The sequence below is a fragment of the Sphingomonas eleionomae genome (assembly GCF_049889035.1).
Classification (GTDB): domain Bacteria; phylum Pseudomonadota; class Alphaproteobacteria; order Sphingomonadales; family Sphingomonadaceae; genus Sphingomonas.
Window position 1 is genome coordinate 692,286 of the sequence record NZ_JBLTWP010000002.1, and the last position, 20,815, is coordinate 713,100.

Sequence of the window (20,815 nt, forward strand, 5' to 3'; positions counted from 1 at the left end):
AATCGCATCAGGCTGCAACGCAGCGCGACTAGCGGCGCTTCCTGACGGGCCAGCCGATGAACGGCGGCCCGAAAGGGGACATCGCCATGCGCCGTATCATCGCCGGACTGCTCGTCACGAGCGCGTTCATCCTGCCCGCCGCCGCCCTTGCCCAGCCGATGCCGGATGCGGCGGACCCCGCCGATGCCGAACCCGCCGCCGAGGATGGCGACATCGTCGTGCTGGGTCGCGGCGATACGCGGCAGGTGCAGGAACTGGACAATCAGGACATCACAATCCTGTCGCCCGGCACCAGCCCGCTAAAGGCGATTGCCCGTCTGCCCGGCGTCAATTTCCAGTCGGCGGATGCGTTCGGTGCCTATGAATGGGCGCAGCGCGTGTCGATCCGCGGGTTCAACCAGAACCAGATCGGCTTTACGCTGGACGGCATCCCGCTGGGTGACGGCAGCTATGGCAACACCAACGGCCTGCACATCAGCCGCGCGATCATCGCCGACAATATCCGCCTGACCCGCGTCAGCCAGGGGGCGGGGTCGATCGGGACCCAAGCGACCAACAATCTGGGCGGCACGATCGAGTTCTTTTCCGACGATCCCGCCAGCGAGCGCGGTGTGCGTGCCGCCGCGACCTATGGCGATGAAAACACCTATCGCGTCTATGCCCGGCTCGACACCGGCGATATCGGCGGTTCTGGTGTTGCCTTTTACGGCAGCTATGCCCGGCTGGACACCGACAAGTGGAAGGGGTTCGGTTCGCAGCGGCAGGACCAGTTTTCGGGCAAGCTGGTTGCGCCGATCACGGGCGACCTGCGCGCGGTCGGCACGCTCAGCTATTCGGTGCGGCGCGAAAATGACTATCAGGACATGTCGCTGGACATGATCCGCCGCCTGGGCAGCGATTGGGACAATATCTCCGATAATTACGAGCTTGCCGTGCTGATTGCCGATATCGGCGCGAACACGGGCTATACCGGTGCCGCGCCCACCAATCCGGCGGCCGGCACCACCTATCCTGCGCCATTCGCCAACCCGGACGATGCCTATTTCGACGCGGCCGGCCTGCGCGACGACCTGCTCGCATCCTTTGGCGTGGAAACGCCGGAAAGCGCGCCGGTCCGGGTGACGGTGAAGGGGTATCTGCACGACAACAAGGGACAGGGCCTGTGGTTCACCCCCTATGTCCCGACGCCCGGTGGCATCCCGATTTCGATCCGCACGACCGAATATGACATCGACCGCAAGGGCGTGTTCGGTTCGGCAGGCGGCACGTTTGGCGACGTGTACGACCTGACCGTCGGCGGCTGGTACGAGAAGAACGATTTCCGCCAGGCGCGGCGCTTTTACGGCCTGGCCAGCCGGAACCGGCCGGGCCGGGACAGCCTGTCCTTTCAGGCGAACCCGTTCTTCACCCAGTGGGATTATAATTACGAGACCGAGACGGTTCAGTATTTCGTCCAGAACAAGCTGAGTCTGGGCGCGCTGACGGTCAATCTGGGCTGGAAGGGGTACAAGGTCGAGAACCGCGCCGATCCGATCGTTGCCGGGGCGCTCGCCAGCGGCGAGTTTGAGGTGAAGGACTGGTTTCAGCCCCATGCGGGCGTCAGCGTTGCCATCAGCGACGACCTTGAGGTGTTCGGCGGGTTCACGCAGGTGACGCGCGCCTTTACCTCGGCGGCCACCAGCGGCCCGTTCGCCACCACCCCGGCCGGATTTGCCGCGCTGGGCGACCTGAAGCCCGAACAGTCGGACACGTTCGAGCTTGGCGGCCGGTTCCGGTCGGCGGCGTTTTCGGGGTCGGTCGGTGCCTATTACGTCAATTTCCGCGACCGGCTGATCGCCTTTGCCAATGGCGCGGGCATCGTTGGCAACCCGGCGATCCTGCAGAATGTCGGCGATGTGCGGTCGCTGGGCATCGAGGCGACGGGCGAGTTTCGCCTGGGCGGCGGCCTTAGCCTCCAGGGCAGCTATGCCTACAACGAATCGACCTATCGCGACGACGTTCTGAACGCTGCCGGCGCTGTGGTCGCGGCAACCGAGGGCCGCACCGTTGTCGATGCGCCGCGCCACATCGCCAGCGCCGAAATCGTCTATTCCGGCGATATCTTCTTTGGCCGGTTCGGCGGCAATTACATGAGCAAGCGGTATTTCACCTATGAGAACGACCAGTCGGTCGACGGGCGGCTGATCGCCGATGCGACGCTGGGCGCGCGGATCGAGGTGGCGCCGGGCCGTCAGGTGGAACTGCAGCTGAATGCCACCAACCTGTTCGATGAGGAGTATGTCGCAACGATCGGGTCCAACGGGTTCGGCAATCGCGGCGACAACCAGACGCTGCTGATCGGTGCGCCGCGCCAGGTGTTCGTGACGCTGAAGACCGGGTTCTGAGCGGATCGGGCAGGGATGATGCTTCGACAGGCTCAGCATGAGCGAGGTGGGGATGACGCTTCGTTCCCGACACCGCTCGTCCTGAGCTTGTCGAAGGGCGAATCTCTGTCGCTGTGACAGGCCAATGCTTCCCCATGCCCGGGGGCGGTTCGCGGCAGGTGGCCTTGACGTCGTTCCCCGGCTCGGCAAGGGCCGGGGAATGCGCTGGTCTGCCGTCATTCCCGTCTTTAACGAGGCGGATTATCTGCCTGCGACACTCGCCTCGCTGATCGCGCAGGACGAGCCGGTCCGGATCATCGTGGTCGACAACGGATCGACCGATGGCTGCATCGATGGAGCGCGCCGGCAGGCACAGGCAGCGGGGACCGATATCCTGTTCCTGGATGAACCGACACCGGGGCAGGTCTATGCCCTGCGTCGCGGGATCGACGCGGTGCAAACCGAATTCGTCGCGGTCTGCGATGCCGATACCGTCTATCCGCCGCATTACCTGATGCGGGCCGGCGAACTGTTCGATGCGGGCGGGCCGGGGCGGGTGATGCTGGGCGCGTGGCTGAAGCCGGATGACGGCGATCCCGACCATGCCGTGCGCGCGCGCCGCCACCGGCTGACCGCCGCCGCCGTCTGGCCGCGACAGAACCATACCAGCGGCGCGGCACAGCTGTTCCGAACCGAGGCGCTGCGCCGGGCGGGCGGATATGATCCCGCCCGCTGGCCCTATGTCCTGAAGGATCACGAACTGGCGCACCGCGTGCTCAAGCTGGGCCAGCAGGCCTATGATCCCGACCTGTGGTGCGTCAGCTCGTCCCGGCGCGACGACCGGCGCGGGGTGCGATGGACGCTGTTCGAGCGGCTGATGTACCATTTCACGCCCAACGCGGCGAAAGACTGGTTCTTTTACCGCTTTCTGGCCGGGCGGTTCGCCGCGCGCGGCCAGCGCGACACCGTGCTGCGCCAGCGCAGCTGGGACAAGCAGGGATGACCGACCCTGCGCCGCTGACCGAAGAGCCGGAGGCGGCGCGCGGCTGGTTCGACCGTCTGATCGCATGGGGGCGGCCCTATGCCCGGCCGCTCCACTGGGTGTGGATGGCCGCGATCCTTGGCTATGTCGGCTGGAAACTGACCGAGCTTGGCTGGCGTGACGTGCTGACCCGGTTGCCGGTCAGCCCGTGGTTCTACATCGTCTATGCGGTCAGTTTCATGCTGTTGCCGCTGACCGAACAGCGCATTTTCCGGATGATCTGGGGCAAGCCGGTGCCGCTTGGCCCCGTGCTGCGCAAGCGCGCGCTGAACGCCGTCGTCATCGGATATTCCGGCGATGCCTGGTTCTTTGTCTGGGCCAGCGCCACGCTGGGCATCCCGACACGTCGGGCGATAGCGGGGCTGAAGGACAGTTCGATCCTGTCGGGCATGGGCGCGACGCTGACGACGTTGCTGCTGGTCGCGGCGCTGATCGGGCTGGGCCAGCAGGGGCTGGTCGACCGGATCATCGGCGGGCAGACGGCGCTGTTCGTGGGGCTGGCCGTCGCGGCGCTGGCGGTGGCGGTGCTGGCCGTGCTGTTCCGGCGGGCGGTGTTCTGGATCGACGGCGCGCGCGCAATCCGCATCTTTGCCATCCACCTTGCCCGCGCATGGGCGGTGCTGGCGCTGCAGGTGGTGCAGTGGTGGGTGGTGCTGCCGATGGTGCCGATGGAAACATGGCTGCTGTTCGTGACGGCGCAGGCGGTGATCAATCAGCTGCCCTTCGTTCCCAATCGCGAGATCCTGTACCTGGCCGTCAGCCTGGAACTGGTCGGCGGGTCGGGGGTCGATGCGGCGACGCTGTCCGCGCTGATGGTTGCGACGGCGCTGGTCAAGCAACTGGCCAATCTGTTCACTCTTGCCATCACCGGATTCGGTGGCAATGATGGTGTCATGGTCCGGGAACACACCGGGCAAGAGGCCGACCGGCCGACCTGAACCGACACCCCATTCACGGGAACCATCCATGCGTAGAATCAGCACCAGCATGACGGCGATCGCGGTTGCGATTTCCGTTCCGTTCCTTGTCGCCCCTGCATCGGCCGAGCCGGTCGCCCAGGCCGCAAAGCCTGCGCCTGCGCCGCTCAGCCAGCTCGTCAAGTCGATCGACATTCCGTATCAGGAATTCACCCTGGCCAACGGTCTGCGCGTGATCGTGCACGAGGATCGTAAGGCGCCCGTGGTTGCGGTCAGCGTATGGTACGACATCGGGTCCAAGCACGAGCCCAAGGGCAAGACCGGCTTTGCCCACCTGTTCGAGCATCTCATGTTCAACGGCACGGAAAATTCGCCGGGCGAATATTTCGAGCCACTGCAGCAGATCGGCGCCACCGACCTGAACGGCACCACTTTTTTCGACCGCACCAATTATTTCCAGACCGTGCCCCGCCCCGCGCTGGACATGGCGCTGTTCCTGGAAAGCGACCGCATGGGCTATCTGCTTGGCGCGGTGACGCAGGGCAAGCTGGATGAGCAGCGCGGCGTCGTGCAGAACGAAAAGCGCCAGGGCGACAACAACCCCTATGGCCTGACCTTTTACGAGGTGCTGAAGGGCCTGTTCCCCGAAGGTCATCCCTATTCCCATTCGACGATCGGTTCGATGGCCGATCTGGACGCAGCCAGCCTGGCCGATGTGAAGCAGTGGTTCACCGACCATTACGGCCCGAACAACGCCGTGCTGGTGCTGGCGGGTGACATCAACGCCGCCGAGGCGCGGCCGCTGGTCGAGAAATATTTCGGCGCGATCAAGCGCGGCCCGGAAACGCGCACCCCCGACGCGCCTGTCGTTCCGCTGAGCGCGCCGAAGCGGGTCGAGATGAAGGACCGCGTCGCAACCACCCGCATCAGCCGGTACTGGCCGACGCCGGGCCTGAATGATCCGGAATCGACGCTGCTGCAGATCGGCGGCAGCGCGCTGGGCGGGCTGGCGTCGTCGCGGCTGGACAATGCGCTGGTCCGCGAAGACAAGCTGGCGGTCAGCGTCAGCGCGGGCGAATCGCCCTTTGCACAGGTCGGCTTTTTCTCGGTAAGCGCGGACGTGCGCCCGGGCGCCGATCCGGCGCTGGTCGAAAAGCGGATGGACGAAGTGGTCGCCAAGCTGCTGGCCGAAGGGCCGACGGCGGACGAGGTGGCGCGCGTGACGACCAGCACCGTGTCTGGTCGCCTGTCGGGCCTGGAGGCCGTTGGCGGGTTCGGCGGCAAGGCGGTCGCCCTGGCCGAGGGCGCGCTCTATTCCGACAATCCGGGTTACTACAAGATGCAGCTGGAGCGGATGGCGGCGGCGACGCCCGCCGCGGTCAAGGCGGCGATGGCCAAGTGGATCGGCAAGCCGGCGCTGACCATCGTCACCACGCCGGGCGAGCGCCCCGCCTATGCCGAGGCGCAGGCCCCGGCAGCCAAGCCTGCCGCCGCGCCCGCCAAGGACGAAGCGGTGAAGGGCACGCGCGGACCGCTGCCCCAGGTGGGCGATGTCAGCGCGCTTGAGTTCCCCAAGGTCGAGCGCGCCAAGCTGAACAACGGGATCGAGCTGGTCTATGCCCAGCGCAGCGCCCTGCCCATCACGCAGGTGGTGATGCAGTTCGATGCGGGCGCCGTGGCCGATCCCGACGACAAGCTGGGCACGCAGGCGATGATGCTGGCGGTGATGGACGAGGGCACCAAGTCGCTCAATTCGGTCCAGCTGGCCGAGGCGCAGGAGCGGCTGGGCGCGCGGATCAGCACTAATGGATCGGCCGACCGGACGGCGGTGACGCTGTATACGCCGAGCGCCAACATGGCCGGATCGGTGGCCCTGTTCGCCGACGTGGTGCGCAACCCCGCCTTTGCCCCGGCAGAGGTCGACCGCGTGCGCGCGCAGCAGCTGGCCCGCATCAAGCAGGAACTGTCCAGCCCGCAGGGCCTGGGGCAGCGCGCGATGCCCAAGCTGCTCTATGGCGACAAGTCGGCCTATGCCAAACTGGCGGCGGCAACGGGCGATCCGGCGGTGATCGCCAGCCTGCAATCGGCCGATCTGGCCGCATTCCATCAGGCATGGCTGCGTCCCGAAAAGGCCAAGATCTTCGTCGTCAGCGATCGTCCGCTGGCCGAGGTGAAGGCAGAGATGGACCGTGCCTTTGCCGACTGGAAGGCCGCGGGCACGGCGGGCACCAAGGTGGCCGGTACCAATGTGCAGGCCAGCCCGCGCATCCTGCTGATCGACCGGCCGCAATCGCCGCAGTCGCTGATTCTGGGCGCGCAGCTCACCAAGCTGGACCCCAAGTCGGACCTGCTGGCGTATCAGACCGCGAACGAGGTGCTGGGCGGATCGTTCCTGTCGCGCATCAACATGGACCTGCGCGAGGAAAAGAGCTGGTCCTATGGCGCGGGCGGCCGGTTCAACCAGCTGGACGATGCCGTCACCTATGTCGTCAGTGCGCCGGTACAGGCGGACAAGACCGGTCCGGCGATCGAATCGCTGAAGCGCGAAGTGACCGAGTTCCTCACCACGAACGGCGTGCAGAAGGACGAGTTCGAGCGGACGATCAACGGCCAGACGCGCGAGCTGGCGGGCAATTTCGAGCGCGCAAGCTCGGTCCTGTCCGCGATGATCCAGAATGACGAGCTGGGCCGTCCGGACAATTATTACACCACGATCGCGCAAAAATATCGTGCGCTGACCGCGCAGCAGCTTGACGCTGCGGCACGCTCGACTTTCGACCCGGCCAAGTTTGTCTGGGTCGTCGTTGGCGATGCCAAGGTGGTGAAGCCCCAGCTTGACTCGCTCGGCCTGCCGGTCGAGGTCAAGCCGATGGCCGAGCTGACCGCCCTGCCGCAGGGCAAGGCCGCGGCCACCAAGTGATCGAAACAGGATAGGAGTGGATGCCATGGCGAATGTCGATGGAAGCTGGGACACCGTCACCAAATCGCCGATGGGCGATCAGCAGGCGACGCTGTCCGTCACCAGCAATGGCGATACCTTTACCGGCACCTATTCGGGCGCCATGGGCACCACCGAGGTGAAGGACGGCAAGGTGTCCGGCGATAGGCTGACCTGGAAGGTCGATATCGTCGTCCCCATGCCGATGACGCTGGATTGCGAGGCGACCGTCGATGGGGACACCATCACCGGCACCGTCGGCGCCGGCGTGTTCGGCAGCTTTCCGTTGAGCGGCAAGCGCGCCTGAACCGACCCGGGACGACAGGATCGGCCCGCCATCCCACCGGGGTGGCGGGCCGTTTCCGTTTGGCGGCGGCAAAGATTTTTTCTGATGTGCCATAATACGGTATAGTTTTGCGACATTTGGGACATAGGAGGCTTCAACCCCCTCCTGTGTCAGGATCGCCATGCGCCCCCTCGCCCGATTCGTCCTGCTGACTGCAACGGCCCTGTCCACCCTGGCGTGCCCAACGCTGGCCGGGGCGCAGACCACTCCGCCCGGGCAGGAGGCTGGCAATGGTCAGAACACGCCTGCCACGCCGCAATCGGCGGGCGACGGATCGGCAGGCAGCGCCCCGGCCGAACCGGCAGCCGAAGCCGAGGAAATCGTCGTCGTCGGCCAGCGCCTGCCCGGTGCGGTCGAGGGGGATGTGAAGCCCGAGGTGCAGTTGTCGCCGGCCGAAATCCGGGCCTATGGCGCCAGCAATATCGCCGAGTTGATCGCTGCACTGTCGCCGCTGACCGACAGCGGACGCGGGCGTGGCGGCGGGCCGGTATTCCTGCTGAACGGTCGCCGGATCGGCAGCCCGCGCGAGATTCAGAGCATCCCCAGCGAGGCGCTGGTCCGGGTCGACATCCTGCCGCCGGAAGCCGCCCTTGCCTATGGATACGGCGCGGACCAGCGGGTGGTCAATTTCGTGGTGCGCCAGCGGTTCCGGTCGCTGTCGGTCGAACTGGCCGACACCGTGCCGACCGAGGGGGGCACGAACGCCATCCGGGCCGAAGCGACGCTGACCCAGATCCGGCCGAGCGGGCGCAACAATATCGAGATCGAATATAATCGGCAGACGCCGCTGCTGGAAAGCGAGCGCGACCTGATTTCGACCCGCGGGGGCCAGTTTGACCGGCTGGGCAATGTGACGGGCATTGGCGGTGCACAGATCGACCCGGCATTGAGCGCGCTGGTCGGCGAACCGGTGACGATTGCAGGCGTGCCCGTCACGGCCGCAACCGCCGCGCCGACGCTGAACGATTTCGTCGCCGGGGCGAACGATCCGAACACGACGGACATCACGCCGTTCCGTACCCTGCGCGCAGCCAGCGATTCGATTGAGGGCAATGCGGTGATTGCCCGGACGATGTTCGGTAATGTCGATACGACCTTCACGCTTGGTTCCACATTGACGGACACGACCGCGCTACAGGGCTTGGCCCAGGCGACCCTGACCGTGCCGGGCAGCAATCCGTTTTCGCCCTTCGACAGCGACGTCCGGTTGCTGCGCACACTTGGCGACGAACCGTTGCTGGCAAAGAGCCGCAACTGGGAAGTGAATGGCGCGGTGTCGATGAACGGCACCATCCCCGGCAACTGGCGCTGGTCGTTCAACGGCAATGTCGAGCGCACCGAGCGGAGCGGCACCACGGATCGCGGCTTTGCTATTGCGCCGGTTCAGGCGGCGCTGACGGCGGGTGATCCGGGCGTGAACCCGTTCGGACCGTTGCTGCCGCTGGCACCGATCATCGACACCAATCGGGAGGTAAGCACCGCGCTGTCCGGCGATGCGGTCGTTTCGGGTGCTGCGTTCCGCCTGCCCGCCGGCGATGTGCGGACCAATGTCCGGCTGCGCGCCAACAGCAGCAGCATTGACAGCCGATCGGTGCGAAGCGGCATCGAGCAGGTGGCAAGCCGCGGACGCGACGAGGTAACGGCACGATTGGGGATCAACGTGCCGATCGCCAGCGACCGGGAAAATGTGCTGCCGTTCCTTGGCCGCCTGTCCTTCAATGCCGCTGGCGGCGTGACCGAGCTGTCGGATTTCAGCAGGTTGGTCGAATACAGCTATGGTCTGAACTGGGACCCGGTCCCGATCCTGAGCATCCGGGCCTCCTTTGCCGGGGACCAGAACGCACCTTCTCAGAATCAGCTGGCCGCTCCGGTGATCGTCACCCCCAACGTGGTGGTGTTCGATTTCGTGCGCGGCGAAAGCGTGGCCGTGACGGCGACCACGGGCGGCAACCCCGATCTGCGCGCAGACAACCGGCGGTCCTTCAGCGTGGGCGGCAACCTGAGGCTGCTGGATGCCAACAACACGCGGATCGACGTCAACATGGATTATTCCCGCAACCGGATCGACGATCCGACCCAGGCGTTTCCGGCGATCACCGCCGCGATTGCGCAGGCCTTTCCCGAACGGTTCACGCGCGATGCAACCGGCCGGTTGCTGGCCATCGATACCCGCGCCGTCAATTTCGACCGGAGCGAGCGCCAGGAGCTGCGCACAAGGATCAGCTTCAACAAGAGTTTTCCTGCGCCGCAAGGCCGGGGCGACGGCGAACGCTGGCGCCAGATGGTCGGCCAGGGGCAACCCGGCGGGGAAGGCTCCCCGCGCGGTGACGGCGGACAGCAGGGCCAGGCGGGTCCCCGCGGCGAGGGTAGCCAGCGTGGCCCGGGTGGCGGCTTTGGCGGCGGCGGAGGCGGCGGCCGGTTCGGCGGGCGCGGTGGCGGCAATTCCATCGGCATTGACCTGACCCATACCTATCGGCTGGCGCAGACATTGCTGATCCGCGAGGGGCTGCCCGAACTCGATCTGCTCAATGGCGATGCCCAGAATTCCCGGGGCGGATCGCCCCGCCACGAGGTGAGGGTACAGGCGCGAGGTCGCTATAACGGCTTCAATTTCCGGCTGGAGGGCAATTATGCCGGCCCGACCTTTGTCAACGGGGGTGTCGCCGCTGATGGCCGGCTCGATTTTTCAAGCCTGACGCGCTTCAATGCCCAGGCTCAGGTCGATCTGGGGCAATCCTTCATCGCGCGCGGCGAGCGATGGGCGCGCAATGCCCGGGTGTCGCTGAACGTTACCAACCTGTTCAACACGCGCCAGCGGGTGACCGATGCCAATGGCGAGGTGCCGCTGACCTATCAGCCGGGGTTCGTCGATCCGCTGGGCCGGACGGTGTCGATCACGCTGCGCAAGCTGTTCAGCTGACCGGACGAACGAACGGTTATTCGCCGAACGCTCCGCGGCGATAGAGCAGGGTGATCGCGACCCGGCGGTTGCGGGGATCGGACGGGTTCTTGACGATCAGCGGTTCGCGGTCGGCCACGCCCTCGATCCGTTCGAAGGATGCTTCCTTGACCCCCCCGGCCAGCAGGCGGCGGCGCGTCGCCTCTGCCCGGCCGGATGAGAGCATCCAGTTGTTCATGGCGCGCGGGTCGCCGAACGGCAGGCTGTCGGTATGGCCGCGGATCATGATCGGGTTGTCGAGCGGCGCGATCGATGCGGCGACCAGCCCGATCAACTGATTGGCATCCCCGGCAAAGGCCGTGGTGCCCAGGTCGAACATCGAATAATCGGCATCGTCGATCAGGTCGATGCGCATCCCGTCGCGCGTCTTCACGAAGCGGACATGCTTGCCCAGCTTGGCGAGCTTCTGGTTCGACTGGATCTGTGCCTCGACCCGCGATTTCATCCGGCGGAAATTCTTTTCGTCCTCCGCCGCCAGCGCGCGCTTGTCCTTGAGCGTGCCCTTTTCGCCTGAACCGACCTGACGTCCGCCGGATGCGTCGACGGGAATGGTCATCGACCGGGTGCCGGTCTGGCCCGCACGGTTGGGATAATTGTCCGGCTCGTTCAGCGAACTGCCGCCAAGCAGGCCGTCGGAACCGGCGCTGTTCTGTTTTTTCTGGATCAGCGTGGGCGAGAAATAGTCGGCCAACGCCTTGCGCTGCTTCTCGTTCGTCGCGCCCAGCAGCCACATCAGCAGGAAGAACGCCATCATCGCCGTCACGAAATCGGCATAGGCGACCTTCCACGCGCCGCCATGATGCCCGCCATGACCATCGGCGATGATCTTTTTGACGATAACGATCTTTGGCGGCTGATTGTTGCCGTGCGGTGCGCGGGAAGAGGGCATTACAGAGCGCCCTTTGACGCGCCGGTGCCGCTTATCGGCGCAAGCCGATCAAACAGCATCATCAGCGGCCCCGCAGTCCGTCGAATACTTCGCCGAAACCGGGCTGGTTGTGATGCGCGATGCCGCTGCGCGCGGCCTCGATCACCAGCGGCTGGGGATGGCCGTGCAGCGATGCGATGATGATCTGTTTCACGACATGATAGATGGCGGCATCGGCGTCGATCACCTGTTGCAGGCGGGTCGCCAGCGGGCCGACAATGCCATAGGCGAGCAGCACGCCCAGAAAGGTGCCGACCAGCGCCGAACCGATCATCGCGCCCAGGATGCTCGGCGGCTTGTCGATCGAGCCCATCGTCTTCACCACGCCCAGCACGGCCGCGACGATGCCCAGCGCGGGCAGCGCGTCGGCCAGACCCTGCAGCGTCGTCTGCGGCCCCTGAACCTCGTGATGATGGGTCTTGATGGCGTTATCCATCACTTCTTCGACCGCATGGACATCCAGCGTGCCCGACGACACGACGACCAGGCGCAGCGTGTCCGCGATCAGGTTGATCAGCGTGTGATCGGCGAGCAGGCGGGGATATTCGGAAAAGATCGCGGATGATTTCGGATCCTCGACATGCGGTTCCAGCGCGATCGGCCCTTCGGTGCGCAACAGCTTCATCAGCTTGGACACCAGGAAGATCGTGTCGAGATAATCCTGTTTCTTGTATTTCGGCCCCTTGAGCACCTTGACGACGCCGCCGCCCAGCGCCTTCAGCTCCTTCATCGAATTGCCGATGATCAGCGCGCCGACCGCCGCGCCGCCGATGATCAGCATTTCGTGGGGCAGTGCGTGCAGCACAGGCCCAAGCGCACCGCCGGTGATGGCGAAGCCGCCGAACACCATGGCGATCAGCACGACAAGACCGATCAGCGGAAACATGGAACAGCGGCACTCCCGGTTTTGACTGGCCCTTCACATCGGAAGGGGGGCGATTTGACCCTTTTTGCCAGCAAGGCGGAAAAAAATGGTTACCGAGGCGATCCGGCGATCATCGCAGTTGGTCGAACAGGGTCAACTGCGACAGCCGGGTAAAGCTGGACTGCGTCGCCTGAAGGATCGTCAGCGTCTTCTGAAGCTCGGTCACCGCCTTGGTCACATCGACATCCTCGATCGAGGACATGGCGATTTCGCGGTCGGTTTCCTCGGTCTTGCGGCGCTGGGTTTCCAGTTCGACCCGCATTTCGCGGGCGCCCACCGACGCGCGGGCAGCCGCGACGTGATCGAGCGCGGCCAGAATATCGTCATTATGGCCGGCCGTCCCAGCGGCATCGCCCGACCGGATCGATGCGGACACCGCCGCCAGCGTCGCAAAGATATCGGTCCCGCCCGCGGGCATGAAGATATGTTCGCCATTCTCGCTGGCGATCACGCTGCGCCCTTCACCGATCGGAATGGGCACCGGCGCGCCGTCACCGGTATAGCTGACCGTGCCGTCCGCCGCCTGGGTAAAGGCATCGCCGGTCGAGCTACCGCCGAAAATCGGGGCGCCGCGCGAATCGCGGCTATTGGCCAGACTGAGCAATTCGTCGCGGATCGTATCGAGTTCGGTTGCCACGGCTTCCCGGTCCCCCTGGGACAGGATGCCGCTGCGCGCCCGCACGGTCAGTTCGCTGACCCGCTGCAGCCGGTCGTCCACGCTGCCGAGCAGGCTGTCGCTCTGCGCCAGCAGGCCCTGTGCCAGCGCCAGATTGGCCGTGGTCGTTTCCGCCGCGACCGATTCGCGCTTCAGCATGGCCAGCCGCTGATACCCGCCGGGATCGTCCGCCGCGGTCAGCAGCTTCTTGCCCGTCGCAATCTGCGTCTGCAACGTTTCGGCGCGGCTGCTCATCCGCAGCATCAGCGAGGTGGAGCGATCGTAAAAGCTGGCGGTGGCGATGGACATGGCGCTTACCGGATCTGGAGGATGCTATCAATCGTCTCGCGCGCCACCTGGATGACGCGGCTCGACGCCTGATAGGCTTGCTGGAAACGGATGAGGTCGACGGCCTCGCGGTCAAGGTCGACGCCGACGGCGTTGGACCGGCTGCTGACCGCCTGATCCTTGATCGATGCCTGCGCCTCTGCAACCGACTTGCGCGCCTGAAGCGCCGCGCCGTTGCCCGCGATCATGCTGGCGGCGCGATCCTCGAACGCAGCGGTGCGGCGAAACTCGTCCAGCGCCAGCAAAGTGGCGTTGTCGCGCGGGCCGCCGCCGACGCCGGATGCGGCGATGCCGCGCGGATCGGTGAGGCCGACCGTCATGCGCGACGGATCGGCGGGATCGGTGATGAACAGCGGCTGCCCGGCATTGCCGTCAAGGTCGCGGCCCTGCGCCTGCAGCGTGTTGATGCCATCGGCAAATTCGTTGGCCATGATGCGCAGTTCGATCTGCGCGTCGGCGATGCGGCCCGCGCCCTCCACGATCCCGGCCAGCCTGCCGCCGGTCGCCGGAAGGACGGAGGTGACCCCGGCGCTGGACACGATGAACTGTGCCGCGCCGGTGTTGCTGCGATTATAGGCGATGGACGACACCCGGTCGCCGGTGATCAGCACCGGACCGCCAGGGCCGCCGACCCTGAGCGTCGCGCGCCCGACATCGTCGGTGGTGACGTTGAGATCGACATAGGCGGACATGGCGTCGATCAGCCGGTCGCGTTCGTCGAGGAGCTGGGCCTGGCCGCTGCTGCCCGGCTGGGTCCGGCCGATCGCGGCATTCACCTGAGCCAGTGCGCGGGAATGGGATTCAAGGTCGCTTGCGGCGCCCTGACCGGCGACATCCACCTCGGCCGTCATCCGCTCCAGCGTGTCGGCGCTGGTCGAGAACGCCTGTGCAATGCTGATCGCGTGTTCCAGCATGACGATGCGCGGGGCGGTGGCGCTGGGGTCGGCCGCCGCCTGGGCGCCCGCATTGAAGAACTGGCCCATCCGTTCCGCCAGCTGAGGCCCGGCCAGCGCGACGTCCAGCCGCTCAAGCCACACGATTCCTGCTTCGCTGCGCGCCAGATCGGCCGTGGCAACCCGCACATCGGCGTCGCGAAAGATGTCGCCCATCCGCCGGATGCCGTCCGACACGACGCCATACCCGCCAATGCCCTGCGCCGCGCCTATTTCGGTCATGTTGGCGGTACGGCGGACATAGCCGGCGGTGTCGGTGTTGGCGATGTTTTCCGACGTGGTGCCCAGCGCCGTCTGATAGGCGCGGACGCCGCTGGCACCGATGGAAAGCAGGTCGCTGCTCATGGCTTATTCCTTTGCATCCGGCGCCATGGCCGCGCCCGGAGGCTCGGCCAGCGTCGGCTGGCTGCGCGACAGAAAATCGGTCATCGCCCGGCCGATGCCCAGCGGCGTGGACGCCGCCATGGTCTTGGCCAGTTGCTGATCCTGCATGTCGCGGAACTGGGTCATGGCCTGGCTGTCGAACAGCGGCTTGGCGAGGTTCGCCTTGCGCATCGAGGCCAGCATCATGCCGACGAACAGCGATTCGAACTGCTGTCCGGCCTTGTTCAGGTTGTCGCGGCTGGACAGTCGGCTGGTGTCGATCGACACGCCGGCGCTGGACGCCGCAGGGGCGGGGGCGGAAAGCGGGTTCATCACAGGATCACCAGATCGGCCTTGAGCGCGCCCGCTTCCTTCAACGCCTGAAGGATCGCGACCAGATCCCCCGGCGATGCGCCGATGGCGTTCACCGCCTTGACGATATCGGCCAGTTTCGGCCCCGCCTCGAACAGGAACATCGGGCGCAGATCCTCGCTGATGCCGACCGAGCTCTGTTCCTCGATCGCGGTCTGGCCGCGGCTGAGCGGGGCGGGCTGGCTGACGCGGGGGGATTCATCGACGCGCACGGTCATGTTGCCATGGCTGACCGCGACCGGCGACACGCGCACGGCGGAGTTGATGACCACGGTGCCGGTGCGGGCATTGATGATGACGCGCGCGGGCGCCTCTGCCGGTTCGACGGGCAGGTTTTCGATTTCCGAAATCAGCATCGCGCGGATGTCGGCACCGGGCGGTGCGCTGACCGACACAGACACGGCATCGAGCGCCGTCGCCCGCCCCGCACCAAAGCGCATGTTGATGACGTCGGCAACGCGCTGGGCCGTCGTGAAATCGGCCCGCGATAGATTGTAGGTGAGCGCGGGCGTGTCGGCAAAGCCGGTGGACACGGTGCGTTCGACCGTTGCGCCCTCCGGAATACGACCCGACGAAGGGATGTTGACGACGACGGACGATCCGTCCGCGCCCTCTGCCCCCAGACCGGACACGGTCAGCGTCCCCTGGGCCATCGCATAGATCTGGCCATCGGCACCGATCAGCGGGGTCAGGATCAGGCTGCCGCCGCGCAGGCTTTTCGCCTTGCCCATCGAGGCGACGGTCACGTCGATCCGCTGGCCGGGCTTGGCAAAGGCGGGCAGGTCGGCGGTGATCATCACGACGGCGGCGTTCTTCAGGCCTGGATTGATCCCGGCCGGCAGCTGAAGCCCCAGCCGCGAGGTCGCGGATTTCACCGACTGGATCGTGTATTCCAGATTGTCGTCGCCCGTGCCGGGCAGGCCGACAACGATGCCGTAACCGGTCAGCTGGTTGGACCGGATGCCTTGGAACTGGCCAAGGTCCTTGACCCGTTCCGCATAAGCGGGCGCCGCCAGTCCGAGCAGGGCGATGAGCAGCAGGAAGAAGCGCATGATCGTGCTCCGCGTCAGAAAGGGCTGATGACCTGGAAGAAGCGGCTGAGCCACCCCTGACGGCTGGCGCGGGCGATATCGCCCTTGCCGGTATAGGCGATGCGGGCATCGGCGACGCGGGTGGACGGGACGCGGTTGTTCGCATCCACATCCGCCCGGCGGATCAGCCCCTTGATCTGGACGAACTCGTCCCCGCGGTTGAGCGTGACGCGCTTTTCGCCCTGAACCAGCATGGTGCCGTTCGGATAGACCGCCGTCACCGTGACGCTGAATTCGCCGGACAGCGCGTTCGACTGTTCCGCCGACCCTTCGCCCTTGAACGCGCGGCGGCCGCCGACGGTGGCGTCGGACTGGCTGAACAGCGCCAGCGCGCCCGTCGATGGCGGGATCAGCGACGTGCTGCCATTGCTGTCGAGCTGCGATCCGGACGACTTGGTCGCAGTGGTGCGTTCGACCAGCACGATGGTGACGGGATCGCCGACCTGGGCCGCACGCGCACCTTCGTGCAGCGCGGCATAGCCGTTCTCGGGTTGAAAGATGCTGCCATTGGCGACGGGCGGCGGCGGGGGTGGCACCGGCGCCGGCATGGCGGCGGTGAAATCCTCTTTGGGCTTCTTCTTGCCAAAGATGCCGGCCTGTGCGCCGTTGGGCAGGGCGGTGCCGGCGATGGCCAGCATCAGGATGAGTGTGCGCATCACGCCCTCAGATCGTCTGGTTGACATATTGCAGCATCTCGTCGGTGGCCGAGATCATCTTGGAATTGACCTCATAGGCGCGCTGCGTTTCGATCATGTTGACGAGTTCCTCGACGACATTGACGTTGGATCCTTCCAGCATCCCCTGCCGGATGGTGCCGCGGCCAAGCTCGCCCGGGATGCCGATATTGGCAGGGCCGGAGGCGGCGGTTTCGATGAGGTAATTGTCGCCGCTGGCCTGCAGACCGGCGGGGTTGGGAAAGCCGGCGACCAGAACCTGGCCAAGCTGGCTGGATTCCGTCTGGCCCGCGATCTGGGCCGACACGGTGCCGTCGCCGCCGATGGTGATCGACGTCGCGCCTTCCGGAACGGTGATGCCGGGCATCAGCTGATACCCCTCGCTTGTCACCAGCAGCCCCTGGGGCGAGCGGGCGAAATTGCCGGCGCGGGTATAGGCAAAGGTGCCGTCCGGCATCTGGATCTGGAAATAGCCCTGACCGTCCAGCGCCATGTCCAGCGAATTGCCGGTGGTGGCCAGCGACCCTTGCGTGTCGATGCGTGCCGTCCCCTGGATGCGGACGCCGGTGCCGAGGTTGAGGCCGGTGGCATATTGCGTCTGCTGCGTGCTGGCCGAACCGGCCGCCGTCACCACCTGATAGGCCAGCGTCTCGAACGCGGCGCGGTCGCGCTTGAACCCGGTCGTGTTGACGTTGGCCAGGTTGTTCGAAATCACGCGCATCCGCATGTCCTGGGCGTCCAGGCCCGTGCGGGCGATGTGCATTGCGGCGTTGCCCATGGTCTTGCTCCTTACTGGATTCGCATCAGCGAGGCGGACTTCTCGTCCATTTCCTTCGCTTCTTTGACGAGATTGGCCTGCACCTCGTAGGCGCGCTGGTTTTCGATCATGTCGACCAGTGCCTGGGTCAGGTTGACGTTGGACTGTTCGAGCGACCTGCTCATCACCCGGCCCTTGAGGTCGGTGGGCAGCACGCCGCCGCGCTCGACGCGCATCAGGCCGTCCAGCCCCTTGACCGTTTTCGATCCGGCATCGCTGACCAGTTTGATCTTGCCGATTTCCTGCGGCACCGCGCCCGGTTCTGCACCCAGCGGGACGATCGAGATCGACCCGTCATCGGCGATTGCGATGCGTTCGTGCGGGGGCACCGTGATCGGGCCGGTTTCGCCCAGCACCGGATGGCCATCGCCCGTTTCCAGCATCCCCGTGTCGGAAATGTGCAGGTCGCCCCGGCGGGTATAGCCTTCCGTCCCATCGCCGGCCTGGACCGCGATCCAGCTGTCGGTGGCGATGGCGACATCGAGGTCGCGGCCGGTGGAGATGATCGCCCCGGCCTTGCGGTCGATATCGGTCACTTCCTCTGCCGCGGGCCGGCGCGATTCGAACTGGCCGCCGCCCTTCAGCATGGCCTGTTCGAACGACACCCGGTCCGCGCGATAGCCGGTGGTGTTGGCATTGGCGATGTTGTTGGCGATCGTCGCCTGCGCGGCCATCCGGCTCTTCAGCCCGGACAGTGCAGTGTAGATCAAACGGTCCATCGCCTATGCCCCCCTGGTGCCGGCTATCAGTTGATGTTGAAGATGGTCTGAGAGATCTGGCTGGCGGTATCGAGCGCCTTGGCATTCGCCTGGAACGCGCGCTGCGCGGCGATCAGTCCGACCAGTTCCTCGGTGATGTCGACGTTCGACCCTTCGATCATGCCGCTCATCAGCGAACCGAAGCCATCCCCATTGGGTTCGCCGACAATCGGTTCGCCCGACAGGCCGGATGCCGTCCAGTAGCTGTTGCCGATCTGACGCAGGCCAGTGGGGTTGGCGAAATTCGCCAGCATCACCTTGCCCAGGATCGTGCTTTCGCCGTTGGAAAAGCTTGCCTTTACAAAGCCGTCGGGATCGACGGTCACGCCTTCCAGCTGGCCGACCGCAACGCCGTCCTGGCTCCGCTCGCTGACGCTGAACGGACGGACGCCCTGGTTCGTGGCGCTGGCGAACTGAAGGCTGATCGTCTGATCGCCGGGGGCCGACGCGGGCGAGAAGGGCGCAAAAGTGGTCGCACCGGTCGGCGAGACGAGCGCGCCCGACGCATCGAAGGTCAGTTCGACCGGCGACGGCGTGCCTGCGGCGGTGCCAAGCCCGGCATCGCCGACGAAATTGCGCACATCCCACGTCGTCGGGCTGGTCTTCACGAAATAGGACGACAGGGTCATCGGGCTGCCGCCCGCGTCATAGATGGTCGTCTGCGTCGTCTGGTTATAGGTCGCCGGATCGAACCGATCGAACGCCCCCGACGGGATGGCCGAACCGCTGTTCAGCGTGACGCCGAGCGTCACCGCGCTGGTCGGAACCGGCGTGCCGCTGGTTTCCGGCAGACGCAGGCTGACCGCCTGATCGATCCCGGTGGCGACCACCGTGCCCGATCCATCGACCGGGAATACCTGAAGGTGCCCGCCCTGCGCATCGACGACGAACCGCTGGGCATCGACCATGAAGCCGCCATTGCGGGTGAAGTTCACCCGCTGACCCGACAGGTCGGGCTTGACCGCGAAAAAGCCGTCGCCGGCAATGGCGATATCCAGCGACGATCCGGTCTGGGTCATGTTGCCCTGATTGAACTGCTGCTGGATGGCGCGCGTGACCGTGCCCGATCCGATCGCCATGTTGGGCGATTGCGACAGGTTGGACGCCATCACGTCGGCAAATTCCGCGCGGCTCTTCTTGAAGCCGTTGGTGACCACGTTCGCCAGGTTGTGCGAGATGGTCGACATGTCGGTCTGGGCTGCCTTGAGGCCGGAGAGCGAGGTGTAGAAGGACATGAAACGATGCTCCTGTACGTAAAGAGGGGTCAGCCGATCCGGCGGACGGCGGATGCGGACACCTGACCGATGCCGGGCAGGTTGAGGACGGGGCCGCCGGTTGCCGGCAGCGAAACGGAAGTGACGGGCGCCCAGACGAGCGCACGGGCAGGCACGGCGCCGTTCGCGCCGCGCGCCTCGACGCTGAGCGTATAGGGGCCGGTGCCGGCAGGCTCGCCATTGGCCAGCGTGCCGTCCCAGTCGAACATGACGGTGCCGGCGGCCTGTTTGCCCATTTCGATGGTGCGAACGGGGTTGCCGTCGGCATCCCCGATGGTGACGGTGACGCCGGTGGCATCCTTGTCCAGCTCGATCCCGGCCTCGATCCCGCCGATGTCGCGGGCATAGGCGGTGCTGCCTTCGGTGAGGACGGTGCGGCCGACCCAGGACAGCGCCTCTGCCGGGCTGGTCGCGCCCAGCTTGTCGGCGATCGCCTTGAGCGTCGAGTTCATTTCCTGCTGACCGGCCAGCGACGAGAATTGCGCCATCTGCGCAACCATCTGGGTGTTGTCGACCGGTTCGAACGGATCCTGGTTGCGCAGCTGCGCCGTCATCAGCGACAGGAAATCCTGCTGCCCAAGCGACGATTTGCCGGTGGCGTTCGCCATCGCCGCGCTGCTGGTGTCGCTGCGCTTGATGCCCAGCCCGTCAAGTGTCGTATCGAATGCGCTTGCCATGATCAGCGTCCCAGCCGGAGCGTTTCGGTGATCAGCGACTTGGCCGTCTGCATCACCTCCACATTGTTCTGATAGGAACGGGCTGCCTCCAGCATATCCACCAGTTCCCGGGATTCCTGCACCGCGCTTTCCCAGACATTGCCGTCCTTGTCGGCCAGGGGATTGCCCGGATCGTACCGCTTGGTCGGTTCCTCACCCGCCGTGACGACGCGCTGGACATCGACCGTGGCCATCCCGGTCGCCTGATCGAAATGGGTGCGGAACACCGGTTTCATCGTGCGATAGGCAGCGGCCTGCGAATTCGCGATCGACCCGGCATTGGCCAGGTTCGACGCCGTGGTGTTCATCCGCACCATCTGGGCGGACATCGCCCGGCCGGACACTTGAAAGATATTGAGCGGAGCGTCAGCCATGG

At 65.8% G+C, this 20,815-nt stretch carries 18 protein-coding genes; 6 read left to right on the forward strand and 12 right to left on the reverse strand.

Annotated elements, in window-relative coordinates; translation table 11 throughout:
- The first annotated feature begins 86 nt into the window (after positions 1–86).
- From ACNI3Q_RS07585 to ACNI3Q_RS07610, 6 genes are all read left to right on the forward strand, one after another.
- A complete protein-coding gene (locus ACNI3Q_RS07585) occupies positions 87–2,384 on the forward strand; it encodes a TonB-dependent receptor (protein WP_426275406.1) in 2,298 nt (765 codons plus the stop codon).
- Between the two features lie 199 nt (positions 2,385–2,583).
- Complete coding sequence (locus ACNI3Q_RS07590) at positions 2,584–3,366, forward strand: glycosyltransferase family 2 protein (protein WP_426275408.1); 783 nt, start codon at positions 2,584–2,586, stop codon at positions 3,364–3,366.
- Positions 3,363–4,343 carry a hypothetical protein gene (locus ACNI3Q_RS07595; RefSeq protein WP_426275410.1) on the forward strand — a complete coding sequence of 327 codons (981 nt, stop codon included), beginning with the start codon at positions 3,363–3,365 and terminating at the stop codon, positions 4,341–4,343. The genes ACNI3Q_RS07590 and ACNI3Q_RS07595 overlap by 4 nt, the downstream gene beginning before the upstream one ends.
- A 28-nt stretch (positions 4,344–4,371) precedes the next feature.
- Positions 4,372–7,242: a M16 family metallopeptidase gene (locus tag ACNI3Q_RS07600; RefSeq protein ID WP_426275412.1), complete on the forward strand. Its 2,871-nt coding sequence runs from the start codon at positions 4,372–4,374 to the stop codon at positions 7,240–7,242.
- 25 nt (positions 7,243–7,267) lie between these two features.
- On the forward strand, positions 7,268–7,567 hold the full coding sequence (locus ACNI3Q_RS07605) for a hypothetical protein (protein ID WP_426275414.1): 300 nt from the start codon (positions 7,268–7,270) through the stop codon (positions 7,565–7,567).
- Positions 7,568–7,727: 160 nt separating this feature from the next.
- Positions 7,728–10,526, forward strand: a complete 2,799-nt coding sequence (locus ACNI3Q_RS07610; RefSeq protein ID WP_426275416.1) for a TonB-dependent receptor — start codon at positions 7,728–7,730, stop codon at positions 10,524–10,526.
- A gap of 16 nt (positions 10,527–10,542) precedes the next feature.
- On the opposite strand, the gene ACNI3Q_RS07615 is transcribed toward ACNI3Q_RS07610, so the two are convergent.
- From ACNI3Q_RS07615 to flgC, 12 genes are all read right to left on the reverse strand, one after another.
- The gene (locus ACNI3Q_RS07615; protein WP_260021155.1) at positions 10,543–11,454 is read right to left on the reverse strand and encodes a flagellar motor protein MotB; all 912 of its coding nucleotides are present in this window, start codon (positions 11,452–11,454) and stop codon (positions 10,543–10,545) included.
- 61 nt (positions 11,455–11,515) lie between these two features.
- The gene (gene motA / locus ACNI3Q_RS07620) at positions 11,516–12,379 is read right to left on the reverse strand and encodes a flagellar motor stator protein MotA (RefSeq protein WP_260021156.1); all 864 of its coding nucleotides are present in this window, start codon (positions 12,377–12,379) and stop codon (positions 11,516–11,518) included.
- Positions 12,380–12,488: 109 nt separating this feature from the next.
- Complete coding sequence (flgL, locus tag ACNI3Q_RS07625) at positions 12,489–13,382, reverse strand: flagellar hook-associated protein FlgL (protein ID WP_426275419.1); 894 nt, start codon at positions 13,380–13,382, stop codon at positions 12,489–12,491.
- A gap of 5 nt (positions 13,383–13,387) precedes the next feature.
- Positions 13,388–14,719, reverse strand: coding sequence for a flagellar hook-associated protein FlgK (gene flgK / locus ACNI3Q_RS07630; protein ID WP_426275421.1), 1,332 nt, complete (start codon positions 14,717–14,719; stop codon positions 13,388–13,390).
- Positions 14,720–14,722: 3 nt separating this feature from the next.
- Positions 14,723–15,070 carry a rod-binding protein gene (locus tag ACNI3Q_RS07635; protein ID WP_426275423.1) on the reverse strand — a complete coding sequence of 116 codons (348 nt, stop codon included), beginning with the start codon at positions 15,068–15,070 and terminating at the stop codon, positions 14,723–14,725.
- On the reverse strand, positions 15,070–16,161 hold the full coding sequence (locus ACNI3Q_RS07640) for a flagellar basal body P-ring protein FlgI (protein ID WP_426275425.1): 1,092 nt from the start codon (positions 16,159–16,161) through the stop codon (positions 15,070–15,072). Before ACNI3Q_RS07640 ends, ACNI3Q_RS07635 begins: the two co-directional genes overlap by 1 nt.
- 14 nt (positions 16,162–16,175) lie before the next feature.
- On the reverse strand, positions 16,176–16,856 hold the full coding sequence (locus ACNI3Q_RS07645; RefSeq protein WP_426275427.1) for a flagellar basal body L-ring protein FlgH: 681 nt from the start codon (positions 16,854–16,856) through the stop codon (positions 16,176–16,178).
- A 7-nt stretch (positions 16,857–16,863) separates the two neighbouring features.
- Positions 16,864–17,652 (reverse strand): flagellar basal-body rod protein FlgG, encoded by a 789-nt coding sequence (flgG, locus tag ACNI3Q_RS07650; protein WP_426275429.1) that lies wholly within the window; start codon positions 17,650–17,652, stop codon positions 16,864–16,866.
- A gap of 11 nt (positions 17,653–17,663) precedes the next feature.
- The gene (gene flgF / locus ACNI3Q_RS07655) at positions 17,664–18,410 is read right to left on the reverse strand and encodes a flagellar basal-body rod protein FlgF (RefSeq protein ID WP_426275431.1); all 747 of its coding nucleotides are present in this window, start codon (positions 18,408–18,410) and stop codon (positions 17,664–17,666) included.
- Between the two features lie 26 nt (positions 18,411–18,436).
- Positions 18,437–19,684, reverse strand: coding sequence for a flagellar hook protein FlgE (locus ACNI3Q_RS07660; protein ID WP_426275433.1), 1,248 nt, complete (start codon positions 19,682–19,684; stop codon positions 18,437–18,439).
- A 29-nt stretch (positions 19,685–19,713) separates the two neighbouring features.
- On the reverse strand, positions 19,714–20,400 hold the full coding sequence (locus ACNI3Q_RS07665) for a flagellar hook assembly protein FlgD (RefSeq protein WP_426275435.1): 687 nt from the start codon (positions 20,398–20,400) through the stop codon (positions 19,714–19,716).
- A 2-nt stretch (positions 20,401–20,402) separates the two neighbouring features.
- Positions 20,403–20,813 (reverse strand): flagellar basal body rod protein FlgC, encoded by a 411-nt coding sequence (flgC, locus tag ACNI3Q_RS07670; RefSeq protein WP_426275437.1) that lies wholly within the window; start codon positions 20,811–20,813, stop codon positions 20,403–20,405.
- Positions 20,814–20,815 lie beyond the last annotated feature (2 nt).

Coding starts and splice junctions, on each gene's coding strand:
- ACNI3Q_RS07635 (WP_426275423.1), bottom strand. CDS start 15,070: ATGAACCCGCTTTCCGCCCCCGCCCCTGCGGCGTCCAGCGCCGGCGTG.
- ACNI3Q_RS07610 (WP_426275416.1), top strand. CDS start 7,728: ATGCGCCCCCTCGCCCGATTCGTCCTGCTGACTGCAACGGCCCTGTCC.
- ACNI3Q_RS07615 (WP_260021155.1), bottom strand. CDS start 11,454: ATGCCCTCTTCCCGCGCACCGCACGGCAACAATCAGCCGCCAAAGATC.
- flgG (WP_426275429.1), bottom strand. CDS start 17,652: ATGGGCAACGCCGCAATGCACATCGCCCGCACGGGCCTGGACGCCCAG.
- ACNI3Q_RS07600 (WP_426275412.1), top strand. CDS start 4,372: ATGCGTAGAATCAGCACCAGCATGACGGCGATCGCGGTTGCGATTTCC.
- ACNI3Q_RS07665 (WP_426275435.1), bottom strand. CDS start 20,400: ATGGCAAGCGCATTCGATACGACACTTGACGGGCTGGGCATCAAGCGC.
- ACNI3Q_RS07590 (WP_426275408.1), top strand. CDS start 2,584: ATGCGCTGGTCTGCCGTCATTCCCGTCTTTAACGAGGCGGATTATCTG.
- ACNI3Q_RS07645 (WP_426275427.1), bottom strand. CDS start 16,856: ATGCGCACACTCATCCTGATGCTGGCCATCGCCGGCACCGCCCTGCCC.
- motA (WP_260021156.1), bottom strand. CDS start 12,379: ATGTTTCCGCTGATCGGTCTTGTCGTGCTGATCGCCATGGTGTTCGGC.
- ACNI3Q_RS07585 (WP_426275406.1), top strand. CDS start 87: ATGCGCCGTATCATCGCCGGACTGCTCGTCACGAGCGCGTTCATCCTG.
- ACNI3Q_RS07605 (WP_426275414.1), top strand. CDS start 7,268: ATGGCGAATGTCGATGGAAGCTGGGACACCGTCACCAAATCGCCGATG.
- flgK (WP_426275421.1), bottom strand. CDS start 14,719: ATGAGCAGCGACCTGCTTTCCATCGGTGCCAGCGGCGTCCGCGCCTAT.
- ACNI3Q_RS07595 (WP_426275410.1), top strand. CDS start 3,363: ATGACCGACCCTGCGCCGCTGACCGAAGAGCCGGAGGCGGCGCGCGGC.
- ACNI3Q_RS07640 (WP_426275425.1), bottom strand. CDS start 16,161: ATGCGCTTCTTCCTGCTGCTCATCGCCCTGCTCGGACTGGCGGCGCCC.
- ACNI3Q_RS07660 (WP_426275433.1), bottom strand. CDS start 19,684: ATGTCCTTCTACACCTCGCTCTCCGGCCTCAAGGCAGCCCAGACCGAC.
- flgL (WP_426275419.1), bottom strand. CDS start 13,382: ATGTCCATCGCCACCGCCAGCTTTTACGATCGCTCCACCTCGCTGATG.
- flgF (WP_426275431.1), bottom strand. CDS start 18,410: ATGGACCGTTTGATCTACACTGCACTGTCCGGGCTGAAGAGCCGGATG.
- flgC (WP_426275437.1), bottom strand. CDS start 20,813: ATGGCTGACGCTCCGCTCAATATCTTTCAAGTGTCCGGCCGGGCGATG.